The sequence below is a fragment of the Polaribacter marinaquae genome (assembly GCF_038019025.1).
GTDB classification, from domain to species: Bacteria; Bacteroidota; Bacteroidia; order Flavobacteriales; family Flavobacteriaceae; genus Polaribacter; species Polaribacter marinaquae.
Window position 1 is genome coordinate 1,284,004 of sequence record NZ_CP150496.1, and the last position, 16,278, is coordinate 1,300,281.

20 protein-coding genes and 1 tRNA gene are annotated in these 16,278 nt (G+C 29.5%); 20 read left to right on the forward strand and 1 reads right to left on the reverse strand.

What is annotated here, in order from left to right; genetic code table 11:
- Nucleotide 1: 1 nt before the first annotated feature.
- From WG950_RS05880 to scpA, 19 genes are all read left to right on the forward strand, one after another.
- Nucleotides 2-1,534, forward strand: a complete 1,533-nt coding sequence (locus tag WG950_RS05880) for a cryptochrome/photolyase family protein (RefSeq protein WP_340934819.1) — start codon at nt 2-4, stop codon at nt 1,532-1,534.
- Nucleotides 1,524-3,014, forward strand: a complete 1,491-nt coding sequence (locus tag WG950_RS05885) for a cryptochrome/deoxyribodipyrimidine photo-lyase family protein (RefSeq protein ID WP_340934821.1) — start codon at nt 1,524-1,526, stop codon at nt 3,012-3,014. Before WG950_RS05880 ends, WG950_RS05885 begins: the two co-directional genes overlap by 11 nt.
- Nucleotides 3,015-3,111: 97 nt before the next feature.
- Nucleotides 3,112-3,534 (forward strand): hypothetical protein, encoded by a 423-nt coding sequence (locus tag WG950_RS05890; protein ID WP_340934823.1) that lies wholly within the window; start codon nt 3,112-3,114, stop codon nt 3,532-3,534.
- A complete protein-coding gene (locus WG950_RS05895; protein ID WP_077811284.1) occupies nt 3,535-3,810 on the forward strand; it encodes a TIGR03643 family protein in 276 nt (91 codons plus the stop codon). It begins immediately after the preceding gene.
- Between the two features lie 54 nt (nt 3,811-3,864).
- Entirely contained in the window at nt 3,865-4,557 is a 693-nt protein-coding gene (folE, locus tag WG950_RS05900; protein WP_340934826.1) for a GTP cyclohydrolase I FolE, read from the forward strand.
- A gap of 2 nt (nt 4,558-4,559) precedes the next feature.
- Nucleotides 4,560-4,784, forward strand: coding sequence for a hypothetical protein (locus WG950_RS05905; protein WP_077811282.1), 225 nt, complete (start codon nt 4,560-4,562; stop codon nt 4,782-4,784).
- 79 nt (nt 4,785-4,863) lie between these two features.
- Nucleotides 4,864-5,079, forward strand: a complete 216-nt coding sequence (locus WG950_RS05910; RefSeq protein WP_077811281.1) for a hypothetical protein — start codon at nt 4,864-4,866, stop codon at nt 5,077-5,079.
- A 7-nt stretch (nt 5,080-5,086) separates the two neighbouring features.
- Nucleotides 5,087-5,770, forward strand: coding sequence for an SDR family NAD(P)-dependent oxidoreductase (locus WG950_RS05915; protein WP_340934828.1), 684 nt, complete (start codon nt 5,087-5,089; stop codon nt 5,768-5,770).
- Between the two features lie 4 nt (nt 5,771-5,774).
- Nucleotides 5,775-6,248: a glutathione peroxidase gene (locus WG950_RS05920; RefSeq protein ID WP_079739012.1), complete on the forward strand. Its 474-nt coding sequence runs from the start codon at nt 5,775-5,777 to the stop codon at nt 6,246-6,248.
- A 4-nt stretch (nt 6,249-6,252) separates the two neighbouring features.
- Entirely contained in the window at nt 6,253-6,426 is a 174-nt protein-coding gene (locus WG950_RS05925) for a Lacal_2735 family protein (protein ID WP_154066962.1), read from the forward strand.
- A 3-nt stretch (nt 6,427-6,429) separates the two neighbouring features.
- Entirely contained in the window at nt 6,430-6,891 is a 462-nt protein-coding gene (locus WG950_RS05930; protein ID WP_340934833.1) for a TspO/MBR family protein, read from the forward strand.
- A gap of 1 nt (nt 6,892) precedes the next feature.
- Nucleotides 6,893-7,360, forward strand: coding sequence for an SRPBCC family protein (locus WG950_RS05935; protein ID WP_077811278.1), 468 nt, complete (start codon nt 6,893-6,895; stop codon nt 7,358-7,360).
- Nucleotides 7,360-8,664: a cryptochrome/photolyase family protein gene (locus WG950_RS05940; RefSeq protein WP_340934836.1), complete on the forward strand. Its 1,305-nt coding sequence runs from the start codon at nt 7,360-7,362 to the stop codon at nt 8,662-8,664. Before WG950_RS05935 ends, WG950_RS05940 begins: the two co-directional genes overlap by 1 nt.
- Nucleotides 8,665-8,727: 63 nt before the next feature.
- Nucleotides 8,728-9,090, forward strand: coding sequence for a nuclear transport factor 2 family protein (locus WG950_RS05945; RefSeq protein WP_340934839.1), 363 nt, complete (start codon nt 8,728-8,730; stop codon nt 9,088-9,090).
- Nucleotides 9,091-9,211: 121 nt separating this feature from the next.
- Nucleotides 9,212-9,285: transfer RNA gene (locus WG950_RS05950), tRNA-Thr, on the forward strand.
- 242 nt (nt 9,286-9,527) lie between these two features.
- Nucleotides 9,528-10,133, forward strand: a complete 606-nt coding sequence (udk, locus tag WG950_RS05955) for a uridine kinase (protein WP_079738286.1) — start codon at nt 9,528-9,530, stop codon at nt 10,131-10,133.
- Between the two features lie 2 nt (nt 10,134-10,135).
- Nucleotides 10,136-10,450: an FtsB family cell division protein gene (locus WG950_RS05960; RefSeq protein WP_079738285.1), complete on the forward strand. Its 315-nt coding sequence runs from the start codon at nt 10,136-10,138 to the stop codon at nt 10,448-10,450.
- 1 nt (nt 10,451) lies between these two features.
- Nucleotides 10,452-11,816 (forward strand): methylmalonyl-CoA mutase subunit beta, encoded by a 1,365-nt coding sequence (locus WG950_RS05965; protein ID WP_340934844.1) that lies wholly within the window; start codon nt 10,452-10,454, stop codon nt 11,814-11,816.
- Nucleotides 11,817-12,121: 305 nt separating this feature from the next.
- Nucleotides 12,122-14,185, forward strand: coding sequence for a methylmalonyl-CoA mutase (gene scpA / locus WG950_RS05970; protein ID WP_340934847.1), 2,064 nt, complete (start codon nt 12,122-12,124; stop codon nt 14,183-14,185).
- A 44-nt stretch (nt 14,186-14,229) separates the two neighbouring features.
- On the opposite strand, the gene WG950_RS05975 is transcribed toward scpA, so the two are convergent.
- The gene (locus WG950_RS05975; RefSeq protein ID WP_077811270.1) at nt 14,230-14,568 is read right to left on the reverse strand and encodes a hypothetical protein; all 339 of its coding nucleotides are present in this window, start codon (nt 14,566-14,568) and stop codon (nt 14,230-14,232) included.
- Nucleotides 14,569-14,744: 176 nt separating this feature from the next.
- Here WG950_RS05975 and WG950_RS05980 point away from each other — a divergent pair, with 176 nt between their 5' ends.
- Complete coding sequence (locus WG950_RS05980; protein WP_340934849.1) at nt 14,745-16,277, forward strand: GH3 family domain-containing protein; 1,533 nt, start codon at nt 14,745-14,747, stop codon at nt 16,275-16,277.
- The last annotated feature ends 1 nt before the right edge of the window (nt 16,278 follow it).

Here is a 16,278-nt window from a genome sequence, read left to right on the forward strand (position 1 = left end):
AATGAAGAAATTAAGACTAATTCTTGGAGATCAACTAAATAGTAAACATTCTTGGTTTGATAAATCTTGTAAAGACACCATCTATTGCATGTTCGAGATGAGACAAGAAACAGATTATGTTACTCATCATATTCAGAAAGTTGTAGGCTTTTTCGCTGCAATGAGAAATTTTGCAGAAGAATTAGAAACTGCAGATCACCGAGTAATTTATTACAAAATAAATGATGAAAAAAACGTTCAAAATTTAACTGAGAATTTAAAAACGTTAATCAAAGAATATGCTATTGAGAAATTCGAATATTTAGCGCCAGATGAATTCAGATTAGACAGACAATTGTCTGAGTTCTCATCTTCTTTAAATATACCAAATCAGGTTTTTTCTACAGAACACTTTTATACTGAAAGAGATGATTTAAAAACAGTTTTTAAAGGTAAAAAACAGTTTTTAATGGAAAGTTTTTATCGTAACATGCGAAAAAAACATCAAATATTAATTGTTAATGAACAACCAGAGGGCGGAAAATGGAATTTTGACGCAAGCAATCGTAAAAAATGGAAAGGTGATGTTTTAATTCCTACAGAAATAAATTTCGATAACAACTTAGAAAATATTTTATCAGAAATTAAAAAAGCAGGAATTGAAACTATTGGTAAAATAAATGCAAAATATTTTGAGTATCCAATTTCTAGAAAACAAGCATTAGAACAATTAGAGTATTTCTGTGAAAATTTATTGGTGCACTTTGGCGATTATCAAGATGCAATGCACACAGATAAAATTTATTTATTTCATAGCCGAATTTCTTTTGCCATGAATACAAAAATGATATCGCCAAAAGAAATAATTAATTCGGTTTTAGAAACCTATAGAAAGAATATCGACCAAATAAACATTTCTCAAGTAGAAGGTTTTATTAGACAAATTTTAGGTTGGCGAGAATATATGAGAGGCATGTATTGGATGTTGATGCCAAACTATAAAAATGAAAACTTTTTAAACAATAATAATAAGCTACCAGAGTTTTTTTGGACAGGAAAAACAAAAATGAATTGTTTAAAAAACGCAATTCAAAATTCTTTAAATAACGGCTACGCGCACCACATACAACGTTTAATGATTACAGGAAATTTTGCTTTATTAACGCAAATTAATCCAGATGAAATTGATGCTTGGTATTTAGGCATTTATGTTGATGCTGTCGAATGGGTTCAGCTACCAAACACTCGAGGCATGAGTCAGTTTGCAGATGGCGGTAAAATTGCAACCAAACCTTATGTTTCTAGCGGGAGTTATATTGGTAAAATGAGTAATTATTGCGAGTCTTGTACATACAAAAAAACAAAAAAGCTAGAAGACGATGCTTGCCCTTTTAACTCTTTATACTGGAATTTCTTAGACGAAAAACAAACCGAACTTTCTTCTAATTTTCGAATGAAAATGATGTATAGTTTACTAAACAAAATGTCTACAGAAGAAAGATTAAAAATTAAAGAAAAAGCAAATCATATAATAGAAAACATAGATGCATATTAATAGAGAAGAAATTAATGTTGTTTGGTTTAAAAGAGATTTACGCTTAGAAGATAACGAAGCTATTTACAATGCTTTCGATTCTAATAAACGTACGCTGTTTTTATATGTTTTAGAACCATCTTTAATAAGTGACGAGCATTACGATAATCGTCACTGGAATTTTATAAAACAATCTATCGAAGATTTAAACGATCGTTTAAAAAAATATAATTCTAAAATTTTAACTGTAGAAACCGAAGTTGTAACCGCTTTTAATCAACTTGCAACAACCTATAAAATTAATACGGTTTTTTCGCATCAAGAAACAGGTTTACTACTAACCTTTAATAGAGACAAAGAATTTAAAAGATACTGCAGAAACAATACAATTGATTGGATAGAAAACAATAACAACGGCGTTTTAAGAGGTTTACTAAACAGAGAAGATTGGTTTGAAAAATGGGACAACTATATGTACGCTTCTCAAATAAAAATTAATATTTCTGCTAATAAATTAATCAATATTAATGAAATTGAAGCGATAGAAAAATTATTTAGAACGGTAAATCTAGAAACAAATAAAAAAACTCCGTTTCAAAAAGGAGGTTCCAAACTTGCCTGGAGATATGCTGATTCGTTTTTTAAAACAAGACATGAGAAATATATGTCTAATATTTCTAAACCCTTATTGGCCAGAGAAAGCTGCAGCAGGCTATCTCCTTATATTGCCTGGGGAAACGTATCTATAAGACAAATATTTCAGGAAGCCGTAAACAACACCACAGATAGTAATAAAAAACATATTAGCGCATTTATTTCTAGATTAAGATGGCAAGCACATTTTATTCAAAAGTTTGAAATGGAACACAGCATGGAAAACGAAAGTATAAATAAAGGATATCTAAAACTAAAAAAAAGTATTTCAAAAAAATACCAAGAAGCTTGGAAAGATGGAACTACAGGTTTTCCGATTATAGATGCCTGTATGCGATGTTTAAAAGAAACTGGTTACATAAATTTTAGAATGAGAGCGATGTTAGTTTCCTTTTTTACACATATTTTATGGCAACCTTGGCAACATGCATCGCAACATTTATCTCAACTTTTTTTAGATTTTGAACCAGGTATTCACTTTCCCCAATTACAAATGAGTGCTGGCGAAACGGGTATTAATTTATTACGAATTTACAATCCTATTAAAAATAGTTTAAAGCATGATGAAGATGCTACTTTTATAAAAAAATGGGTTCCAGAATTAAAAGAACTTCCTACACCTTTTATTCACGAACCGTATTTAATGACACCTTTAGATCAACAGTTTAATAATTTTGAGCTAGGTATTCATTACCCTAAACCAATTGTCGACATAAAAACAGCTAGAAAAAATGCAAGTGATATTTTATGGAAACTTAAAAAAGACAAAACTGTTCAAGAAGAAAGTTATAGAATATTAAAAAGACACACCGTTTCAAATAAAAAAAGCCTGTTTACTAAAGGTTAAACTTATTGATAAAAACAAATTTTAATATTTTGTTAAATTTTGTTTAATCATTTTTAAATATCATTAAACATAAATATATTTTTCGTATATTTGAGTAATGATATTTAATACCACACATAAAAACAATGACGCTAAAGCAACCATAGATGACTTATTAGGTGCGCCTTATAGTTTTTTTCAATCATTAAAAATGGGTGGAACAGGCTCTAAAAGAATGATAATTGAAAAAGTAGGTCATGGTTTTGCTAAATACATGAACAAAGTTTCTGATATAAATTACGGTAATATAGAACTTAGAGAAAAAGGAATTATAGTTCATATTAATAAAGGATTAGAAACTTTTAGTTGGGCAATACCTTATTACCAACTTCACACATACAGAACTAGTGGATTTAGCATACATGCACAAGGCAACTTTGTTAGGTTTAAATACAACAAACTGTTTAATGAAAACAAAAAGTTTATCGAAAAATTAGTAAACTTTAAAATAGAAAACGACAAACAATATCAACTATACTAGATGAAAAAATTAAATGGCACATCTATTGATAGAATAATAGAGATGGCTTGGGAAGACAGAACAACTTTCGAAGCGATAGAATTTCAATTTGGTTTAAAAGAACAAGAAGTAATCAATTTAATGCGTTCAGAAATGAAACTATCTAGTTTTAAAATGTGGCGTAAAAGAGTTCAAGGAAGAAAAACCAAACACGAAAAACTTAGAAACTTCGAAAAAGGACGTTTTAAATGTTCTAGACAAAAATCTATCTCGAACAATAATATAGCCAAAAGATAAACCCGTGCTTTGCTTTAACAAAAACGTTTAAGACAGCACATAAAAAAGAAAATTATGATAACAGAATTATTACAAGAAGAAAAAAAAGGTCTTTTAAATGGTTTTACCATCGATGATATTGGTGACGATCATTTATTTACCGGCTTAGAAACTCCAATGAAAAAGGATGCATTCGAGCTTTCTGACACGGAAAAGAAAGATAAAATTGCGTCTTTATTTTCAGAAATAATGGATGTAATGGGTTTAGATTTAACTGATGATTCTTTAAAAGGAACACCAAAAAGGGTTGCAAAGATGTACATTGATGAAATCTTTTCTGGTTTGAATCCTGCAAACAAACCCAAAATAGCATTATTCGATAACAAGTATCAGTACAATCAAATGTTAGTCGAAAAAAATATTACATTTTACTCTAATTGCGAGCATCATTTTGTTCCAATTATTGGTAAAGCACATGTGGCATATATTTCTTCTGGCAAAGTTATAGGTTTATCTAAATTAAATAGAATTGTACAATATTATGCAAAAAGGCCACAAGTTCAAGAAAGACTTACAAATCAAATAGCAGAAGAATTAAAAGCAATTTTAAATACCGAAGATGTAGCAGTAATCATAGATGCAAAACATTTATGCGTTTCTTCTAGAGGAGTCAAAGACGATACTTCTGCTACAGTTACCTCTTATTTTGGAGGAAAATTTAACAACCAAGAAAAAATAGTAGAATTACAGAATACCTTAAATTATTAATTATGAAGTTAATCGAACAAGCACTAGAGTTTGAAACTCGCAAAAAAAGATTTCCAACAACCAGCGATAGAATATTGGCTGCAAGAGAAGCAAAACAATTAATTTTAAGTCTAAATGAAGTTTATAAGAAAAATAAAGACGCAAATATTATGGATATTATGAAGCGTTTAACTCTTATAAAACAACGAATTGAAAGACGTTTGAAAGGAAAACCGCTTACTGCTTAATAATAAATGCACATTTTTATTGCTTATCTAAGTTTTATAATTATATTGGAAAAATTATAAAAACGACAAGATAAGTAGAATGGATTTATTAGAAAGAGCTGTAGAGTTTGAGAACAGAAAGTTCTCTTTTAAAACAACAAGTGATAGAATTTTGGCGTCTAGAGAAGTTAAAGCACTTATTTTAGAGCTAAACCAAGTATATAAAGTAGATAAAGATCCAGAAATTATGGATCAAATGAAGCGTTTAACTGCTGTGAAGCAAAAAATTGAAAAGCGCTTGAAAGGAAGACCTTAAAAAGCACATGAAAAAAATAATAGTAGTAGGAGGAAGCAAAGGAATTGGAGAAGCAATTGTTAATGCACTAGTAGATAATAATAGTATTATAAACATTAGTAGAACAGCGCCTTCGCTTTCTCACGCTAACTTAAAACATTACGACTGTGATGTTCTTAATGATGAACTACCAGAAATTGAAAACGCAGATACACTAATATACTGCCCTGGTAGCATCAATCTAAAACCTATATCTAGGTTAAAATTAGAAGATTTTAGAGAAGATTTCGAAATAAACGTTGTAGGAGCTGTGAAAGCTATTCAACAATATCTTCCTAAATTAAAAAATGGTAAAAATCCTTCTATTTTATTATTTAGTACAGTAGCTACAAAATTAGGAATGCCTTTTCATGCTAGTGTTGCTGCAGCAAAATCTGCAGTTGAAGGAATTACAAAATCTTTAGGAGCAGAACTTGCACCAACAATAAGAGTTAATGCAATCGCACCAACAGTTACAGATACAGATTTAGCATCAAAGCTACTTAGAAACGAAAGAATGATAGAAAATATCACAGAACGTCATCCTTTAAAAAAGTTTCTAAAACCAGAAGAAGTATCAGATTTAGCAACTTTTCTTATCTCAGATAAAGCTCAATCAATATCCGGTCAAATTTTCGAATTAGATTGCGGTATTGTTAACTTCAAAATATAATAACATGACTGATATTTACAAAATTAATATCAATAGCTTACAAAATAAAGCTATTGACTTATCTGAGTACAAAAATAAATTTATATTATTTGTTAACGTAGCTTCAAAATGTGGTTTTACATCACAATACAAAGAATTAGAAGAATTATACAACACTTATAAAGAAAATCTTATAATTATTGGTTCTCCATGCAATCAATTTGGAGCACAAGAACCCGGAACATCAGAAGATATAGAAGCTTTTTGTAAAGTTAATTTTGGTGTTACTTTTTTAATGACAGAAAAAATAGATGTAAAAGGCACTAAACAACACCCGCTTTACACTTGGCTTACAGACAAGTCTTTAAACGGAACTAAAAGCTCTTCTGTAAAATGGAATTTTCAAAAATATTTGGTATCTCCAGAAGGCAAACTAATAGATTACTATTTTTCTATTACAAAACCTCTTAGCACTAAAATTACAAAACATCTAAAATAAAATTATGTTTGGTTTATTCAAAAAGAAATCGCCTGTAGAAAAGCTACAAGAAAAGTATAAAAAACTGATGGAAGAAGCTTATAAGCTTCAATCTATAAATAGAACAGATAGTGATACTAAATATAAAGAAGCAGACGATTTATTAAAAAAAATTACTGAATTACAAGCTAATTCTTAATTAATGAAGCAACTTAAAATAACACTGCTTTTTCTAATTATTAATTTCGGTGGATTGGCATTTGGAAGTTGGTTAATGGACAGTGGGCCGCTTTCTGATTGGTACACAAATTTAAATCAAGCTCCTTGGACACCACCAGGAATTGTATTTGGTATTGCATGGACATTTATTATGGTTTGTTTCTCGATTTATCTTGGTAAGTTGTTTACAGTTGAAAATACTATCGAAAATAAAATTGCTTTTTTAATTCAATTTATATTAAACCTAAGTTGGAATTATATTTTTTTTAATAAACATTTAGTATTAACAGCCTTAATTACAATATTATTGCTTACCACTTTACTTTTTGTTTATTTTTTAAAACTTAGTTCTAAAACTTTATATTACAAATACTTGCTACTACCATATATTATTTGGTTGTGCATAGCAACATCGTTAAACTTATACATTCTAATACATAATTAAGATGAAAATTTACACACTTCATAAAAAACAAAACTTACCAATTTCTAAGGAAGAGGCTTGGAAATTTTTATCAGACCCAAAAAATCTAAAAACAATTACACCAGATTATATGGGGTTTAATATTCTTTCTGGTGCAGACAGAGATATGTTTTCTGGCCAAATTATACAATACATTGTTACACCAGTTTTAGGAATAAAAACGAAGTGGGTTACAGAAATTACACATGTTGTAGATAAAGAGTATTTTGTAGACGAACAAAGGTTTGGTCCTTATGCACTATGGCATCATAAACATTTTATTCATGAAATTGAAGGTGGTGTAGAAATGGAAGACATTATCGATTACAAGCTACCAATGGGAGTTTTAGGACAATTAGCACATCCTATTTTAGTAAAACCAAAATTAGAAGAAATTTTTAATTACAGACAAAAGAAATTAATTGAACTTTTTGGAGAATATCAAAAATAATGAAAGAGAATATAAATATTTTTTGGTTTAGAAGAGACTTAAGGCTAGACGACAATATTGGTTTCTACAATGCACTTAAAAGTGATTGCAAAGTGTTACCTATATTTATTTTTGATGAAAATATTTTATCTAAATTACCTAAAGATGATGCTAGAGTAAGTTTTATATTTGAGACGCTACAAAAAATGCGAAAAGAATTGCAAGAAAACAATAACAGCAGTCTTGCAATATTTCATGGTAAACCTATAGATATTTATAAAGAATTAATAGACACTTATACCATAAATTCTGTTTTTACTAATAGAGATTACGAACCTTATGCCAACAAAAGAGATCAAGAAATTGAACAATTATTAAATGAAAATAATATAGAGTTTAAAACTTTTAAAGATCAAGTAATTTTCGAAAAAGATGAAGTTGTAAAGAAAGACGGTAATCCTTATGTAGTTTACACACCTTTTATGAAAGTCTGGAAAGAAAAATTTAAGGAGTACAATCTAGACATTTATTATACAAATTCTTATCTAAATAATTTAGTTGAAAACAAAAGGTTACCAAACTTAAGCTTATCAGAATTAGGTTTTACAAAGTCTAAACAAAAAATTCAAGAATATACGGTAACACCAACTTTAATTCAAGAATACGAAGACACAAGAAACTTTCCTGCATTAGACAATACCTCTAAACTAGGTCCACATTTACGTTTTGGTACCGTTTCTGTTCGTAAAATGATAAAAAAAGCAACTTCAGAAAAAAATGAAATTTTTTGGCAAGAACTAATTTGGAGAGAATTTTTCATGCAAATACTATGGCATTTTCCAAAAACAGCAACTGCTTCATTTAAACAAAAATACGACAGAATTGAATGGAGAAATAATGAAGCGGAATTTCAAAAATGGTGTAAAGGAGAAACTGGTTATCCGCTTGTTGATGCTGGTATGAGACAGTTAAACGAAACTGGTTTTATGCACAACAGAATTAGAATGCTTGTTGGTAGCTTTTTATGCAAACACCTTTTAATAGATTGGCGATGGGGAGAAGCATACTTTGCAGAAAAATTGCACGATTATGAAATGGCGAGTAATATTGGTAATTGGCAATGGGTAGCAGGTTCTGGTGTAGATGCCGCACCATATTTTAGAATTTTTAATCCTACTACTCAAATTAAAAAATTTGATAAAGATTTAGAATATATTAAAAAGTGGGTGCCAGAATTTCAAGAACTAACTTACAGCAAAGAAATTGTAGATCATAAAGAAGCAAGAGAACGTTGTTTAAAAACCTACAAACAAGCATTAAATTAAAATACTTTTATTTTTAATCGCTTAATTTTCATACTTTTAAAGACAATCAAAAAAAACTAAAATATGAATACAAATGAAGTTGCACAAAAATGGAAACAAATGTGCGAGCAAGGTAAAAACTTAGAATGCATAACAGAATTATATGCAGATAATGTTGTTAGTAAAGAAATGCCAGGTGTGCCACACGGAGAAATCGTTTCTGGAAAACAAAATGTAATGGAAAAAAGTAAACAATGGTTAGAAGACGTAATAGAATTTCATTCTAATGAAATCTCTGAACCTGTAGTTGCTGACAAGCATTTTACAAGCAAAATGAACTTTGATGTAACATTTAAAAGCAGAGGAAGACAACAAATGGAAGAAGTTTGCGTTTTTGAAGTACAGGAGGGAAAAATTGTAAACGAACAATTTTTTTACTCTATGTAATATTATTATTTCTTGACTTAGAAAGCTTCAATTTTAATTGAAGCTTTTTTTTATAAAAAAAAGTGAAATTTATTTTGGCAGTTATTGTTTTTTGTATTTAATTTGCCATCTCAAAATAAAAGCCGATGTAGCTCAGCTGGCTAGAGCAGCTGATTTGTAATCAGCAGGTCGTGGGTTCGAGTCCCTCCATTGGCTCAATATTTTATAAAGTCTCAAAATTCATTTTTTGAGACTTTTTTTATGCCTAAAACCATGTTAAACAACTAATTGTTTAACAATTAATAGTTTTAGTTTTAAATTGAATTACTTATCCATAGTAAAAACTAGCGTTAAACTATTTTTTGATTCTGAAAAACAAGCCACATAACTTATAAATTTATATATTTATAATATCTTTACAGCTTTAAGTAAATATTTTATCAAAATCATAATTTTTTATGCTAATTATAGGAATTGCAGGTGGAACTGGAAGTGGAAAAACTACAGTTGTAAATCAAATTATAAAACAATTACCAACAGATGAAGTTTGTGTAATCTCTCAAGATTCATATTACAATGCAACAGACAATTTACCTTACGAAGAAAGAACTAAGATAAATTTCGATCACCCAAGAGCTATCGATTTTGAATTGATAAAAAAACATTTAAAAGCTTTAAAATCTGGTAAAACAATTAACCAGCCAGTTTACTCTTTTGTTACGCATAATAGAACTAAAGACACAATTAAAACACACCCAAGAAAAGTAGTTATTGTAGAAGGAATTCTAATTTTTAATAACAAAGAATTAAGAGATTTATTTGATATTAAAATTTTTGTGCATGCAGAAACAGATGAACGCCTAATTAGACGTTTAAAAAGAGATATTACAGAAAGAGGAAGAGATATGGATGAAGTGTTAACCAGATATCAAACAACACTTAAGCCAATGCATCAACAATTTATAGAACCTACAAAAAACTTTGCAGATTTAATTATACCTAATGATAGGTTTAATAATGTAGCTATCGATATTGTTAGAACCGTAATAAACGAACGTTTGTAAAAATGTCTCTAAAAAAGATTAAAGAAAATAAAGCTTTTAAATTTTTGACAAATAGTTTTGTCTTAATTTTTATTCCGTTTTTAATATGGATGTTATTTTTTGATGAAAACTCGTATTTGGTTCACAGAAAATTTAATCAAGAAATTAAAGATTTAGAAAGCACTATCTCTTTTTACAAAATAAAAATTGCTGAAGACAAAGCGACCATTAAAAAACTCGGAGATTCGTTACAATTAGAACGTTTTGCAAGAGAAAAATATCTTATGAAAAAAGAAAATGAAGATATTTATATAATTGAATTTGATACCATAAAATAGCATGAGTAAATTTTTGTTTAGTGAATTCGAAGAAACATCTCCTTCTGCTTGGAAACAAAAAATTCAAGTAGATTTAAAAGGTGCAGATTATAATGACACCTTACTTTACACTACCAACGAAGGCATAACTGTAAAACCTTTTTACACAAAAGAAGATAGAACAAACCTTAAAGTTGCTGCAACACAAAAAGCTTCTTACAACATATGCCAAACAATACTAATTGTAGACGATAAAGAAGCAAACGATTTAGCTATTGACGCTTTAAAAAGAGGTGCTAATTCAATTCAATTTATTGCTCACAAAAGATTTGATTACAAAACAGTATTAAATCAAATTAATTTTAATGAGAGCATTGTTTACTTTAAAGTTATTTTTTTAGATGCAGATTTTATTATAGAAATTGATAAATTCATCAACCATAAAAATTGTTTTTTTCAAATTGATATTTTAGGAAATCTAGCTGAAGCTGGTAATTGGTATATCAGTTTAAAAGAAGATGCTCAAAAAATAGAAGACATTATAGCAACTGTAGATAATTCTATTTCAATTTCTGGTGATTTATACGAAAACGCAGGTGCAAACATTGTACAACAACTTGCATATATGTTAGCACACGCCACAGAATACATTCATGTTTTTGGCGATAAAGTTGCTAGCAAATTACATTTCGAAATTTCCGTTGGTACAAACTATTTTCATGAAATTGCTAAACTTAGAGCATTTAAACTTCTATGGAAATCGTTATTAACTCAATTTAAATTAGAGGAAAAAGAAGCTCATATTTTTGCAAAACCAACTTTACGAAACAAAACAATTTACGATTACAATGTAAATATGCTTAGAACAACTTCTGAGTGTATGAGTGCTATTTTAGGTGGTGCAACTACAATTTCTAATGTTTCTTATGATGAAATTTTTGCTGTTAAAAATGAATTCGGAGAACGAGTTTCTAGAAATCAATTGTTAATTCTTAAAGAAGAAAGTGGTTTTGAAAACGCTAATGATTTTGCTAACGGAAGTTACTATATCGATTCTTTAACAGAACAAATGGCAGAAAAAGCCTTGGCTATTTTTAAACAAATAGAAAAAGGTGGTGGATTTTTAAAACAATTAAAAGAAGGTGTTATCCAAAGAAAGTTAAAAGAAAGCGCTTCTAAAGAAGAAACTCAATTTTTAAATAATGAATTGATTTTATTAGGAACTAATTTGCAACCAAATAAAGACAATTTAATGCATGATAAACTAGTTTTAGATCCTTTTTTAAAACAACGAAATATCAAAACTTTATTTCCGCCAATTAATAGAAAAAGGCTTTCAGAAAAACTAGAACAACAAAGACTTAAAGAAGAAAAAGAAGGTGAATAAGAATAGCGAAATTTTAGAATATCAAAAAGAGCAAAAACTTCTAAAAAAAGAGGTTGAACAAATAAAAAAGACAGTTCCTTTTTATTTGGTATCAGTAATATTTGTAATGTTTTTAATATTTTTTTTATTAGAATCTAAAGTGTACAGCTTTTTTGGTGGTATTAAAAATTTTATAATTTTCTGTATTATTTTAACTATAAGCATTTGTGTTTCTTACGTTTATTTAAGTATTAAAAAAGTAAAGCGAAAAGAAAAATTATCAAAAAATATAGGTTCGAAAATATATAATTTAATGAAATTAGAAGATGAGTAGAAAATCTGTAGAAAATATATCATTATTAAAAGATAATAATCTTAAAGAGAAAAGTTTTAAACACGAAAACTTTGTAGCTGGTATTGCACCAAATTTAAGAGGTCCTTATTCTACAATGTACGTTAGAAGACCCTGGACAATTAGACAATACGCAGGGTTTTCTACTGCAGAAGAAAGCAATGCATTTTATAGAAGAAATCTAAAAGCAGGTCAAAAAGGATTGTCTGTTGCATTTGATTTGGCAACTCACAGAGGCTATGATTCAGATCACGAACGAGTTCAAGGAGACGTGGGTAAAGCTGGTGTTGCAATTGACTCTGTAGAAGACATGAAAGTTTTATTCGATCAGATTCCATTAGATAAGATGTCTGTTTCTATGACTATGAATGGTGCTGTATTACCAATTTTAGCATTTTATATTGTCGCTGCAGAAGAACAAGGAGTTTCGTTAGACAAACTCTCTGGAACAATCCAGAATGATATTTTAAAGGAGTTTATGGTAAGAAATACCTACATCTACCCTCCTTCTCCATCCATGAAAATTATTGCTGATATTTTTAAATACACCAGTAATAATATGCCAAAATTTAATTCTATTTCTATTTCTGGTTATCACATGCAAGAAGCCGGTGCAACTGCAGAAATTGAATTGGCTTATACATTAGCAGATGGTTTAGAATATATTAGAAAAGGAATTGATGCTGGTATGGATATTGATTTATTTGCACCAAGATTATCTTTCTTTTGGGCTATTGGCATGGATCATTTTACAGAAATAGCTAAATTAAGAGCAGCTAGAATGTTGTGGGCAAAAATTGTAAAACAATTCAATCCTAAAAATCCAAAATCTTTAGCATTAAGAACTCATTGCCAAACAAGTGGTTGGTCTTTAACAGAACAAGATCCTTTTAACAATGTTGCTAGAACTACCATAGAGGCTATGGCTGCAGCATTTGGAGGCACACAAAGTTTACATACAAATGCTTTGGATGAAGCCATTGCTTTACCAACAGATTTTTCTGCTAGAATTGCTAGAAATACTCAAATATACCTTCAGCAAGAAACTCATATTACTAAAACAGTAGATCCTTGGGCAGGTAGTTATTACGTAGAAGAGTTAACCGAAGAAATAGCAAACAAAGCTTGGGCACTTATACAAGAAGTAGAAGAACTAGGCGGAATGACAAAAGCTATTGAAAAAGGAATTCCGAAAATGAGGATTGAAGAAGCTGCTGCAAAAAAGCAAGCTAAGATAGATAGCGGACAAGATGTAATTGTTGGGGTAAACAAGTACAAGTTAGCGCAAGAAGATCCTCTGCATATTTTAGAGGTAGATAATGAAGCTGTTCGTAACTCTCAAATAGAAAGATTAAATAAACTAAAAACAGATAGAAATAATGATGCCGTTAAATCTTCGCTTTCAGATTTAACAAGTGCTGCAAAATCTGGTAACGAAAACTTATTAGATTTAGCGGTAAAGGCTGCTAAAAACAGAGCTACTTTAGGTGAAATATCTGATGCTTTAGAAGAAGAATTCGGAAGACATAAAGCAGTTCATAAAACAATTTCTGGTGTGTATAGTAAAGAAATTAAAGAAGACAAAGTATTTAAAGAAGCTAAAGAGTTAGCAGATAAATTTGCAGAACTAGAAGGCAGAAGACCAAGAATAATGATTGCTAAATTGGGGCAAGATGGCCACGATAGAGGAGCAAAAGTTGTTGCTACTGGTTATGCAGATTTAGGTTTTGATGTAGATATTGGTCCTTTATTTCAAACACCAAAAGAGGCAACTAAACAAGCTGTAGAAAATGATGTACATATTTTAGGAATATCTTCTTTGGCAGCAGGACACAAAACTTTGGTGCCGCAAGTAATTGCAGAATTAAAAGCATATGAAAGAGAAGATATAATGGTAATTGTTGGTGGTGTTATTCCTGCACAAGATTATCAATATTTATTTGATGCAGGCGCTGTTGGGGTTTTTGGCCCAGGAACTAAAATTGCACAAGCAGCAATAGATATGTTAACCATATTAATAGATAGTATTTCTGAATAATTAAAAAAAAGCAACTTTAAAAAGTTGCTTTTTTTATTCTTCATCTATTTCTTAAACATAATGTTTTCTGATTCAGAAAAATTCTCATCAGGAATTTTATTAAAAAACTCTAATGTCTCTGTTTCGTTTGTATTACCATACGGAACCAAAATTGTTCCTTTAGTATCGTCTTTCGTTTCAATTACATATAGTATAGACATATCAGACGGATTACTATAACCTTCGTATCTGTGTTTAGCCACAACCTTAATTCCGTTTGGTGTAAACCTCATGTCAGATCCGTTTTCAATCAACATATTTCCGTCTACTCTGTAACTATTTGTATAGCCTTCGTTTTCATATTTTTTAATGAAATCTAATTCGTTTGTTCCTTCGTTATTCATAATGTAGATTTTTAATTTTTACTAAATTAGAAACATTCTTAAATTTTGAATATCGCAATCCATATAAAAATTAACGCAAACAAAACTTCTATTTTTTTTGATAGAGTTAATTTTAAATCGATTAACGACAACATTACAGCCTGTATTCGATTAAATTTGTGTAAAACAATTCAACCATGGCTATTTTAGGAAATATTATTAAAGGAATTATCAGTTTAACTGATACACTTTCTACCGAAACAAATCATATAGAAAATCAGAAAGAAATATTAAATAAATTATTAGAAACTGCTAAAGAAACACAATTTGGAAAGCATTATAATTTTGAAGAAATTTTAAATTCTGATAATACTCAAGAAGCATTTCGTAAAGAAGTACCTTATTTTGATTACAATTCTTTACATAAAAATTGGTGGTATAAAATTCATGAAGGTGAAGAAGATGTAACTTGGACAGGTTCACCCTCCTATTTTGCATTAAGCTCTGGTACAACAGGTAAAACAAGTAAGAGAATTCCTGTAACCGATGATATGATTTCTGCTATTAGAAGCTCTGGAATAAAACAAGTTACCTCTCTTAACAACTTCGAATTACCCGCAGATTTTTTCGAAAAAGACATTATGATGTTAGGTAGTTCTACAGATTTAGCTGAAAAGGACGATCATTTAGAAGGAGAAATTAGCGGAATTAGTGCAAGTAATATTCCGTTTTGGTTTAAAGGATATTATAAACCCGGAGAAGAAATTGCTAAAATAGAAGACTGGGACGAGCGTGTAAATCATATAGCAGAAAATGCAAAATCTTGGGATATTGGCGCTTTAAGTGGTATTCCGGCATGGATTGAATTAATGTTACAAAAAGTGATCGAACATCATAATTTAGAAAATATTCATGAAATATGGCCAAACTTAAAGGTTTACACATCAGGAGGTGTTGCTTTTGGTCCTTATGAGAAAAGTTTTAAAGCATTATTAGGAAAACCGGTAACTGTAATTGATACATATTTAGCATCCGAAGGTTATATTGCAACACAAACAAGACCAGAAACAGATGCAATGCAATTAAATACAGAAAATGGTATTTATTTTGAATTTGTGCCTATGAATCCTGATTATATAAACGAAGATGGTTCTTTAAAGCAAAATGCACCTTCGGTTAGTTTAGATAATGTAGTTTTAAATCAAGATTATATCTTAATAATTAGCACCGTTAGTGGCGCTTGGCGATATTTAATTGGTGATACAATCGAATTTAAAGATGTAGAAAAAGCTGAAATTAAAATTACGGGTAGAACAAAATTCTTTTTAAATACAGTAGGTTCTCAATTATCTGTTAATAAAATGGATGATGCTATTCAATATTTAGAAGAAAAATTTGCTACTCAAATAACCGAATATACTATTTGTGCAAAAAGATTTGAAGATGGCGAGTTTTATCATTCTTGGTATTTAGGAACAGAATTGAAAGAAGATAATTCTAAAATTGTTGATGAATTAGATAACTATTTAAAAGGAGCTAATAAAAATTACAAAGTAGCTAGAAGCAAAGCTTTAAAAGGAGTTAAAGTAAACATCATTCCGGTAGAAAAATTTTATGACTGGAATGATAACAATAAGAAGAAAGGCGGACAAGTAAAGATGGAACGCGTTATGAAAGAATCTAAATTTGCAGAATGGGAACGTTTTGTAAATAACAACGATCTTAAATAAT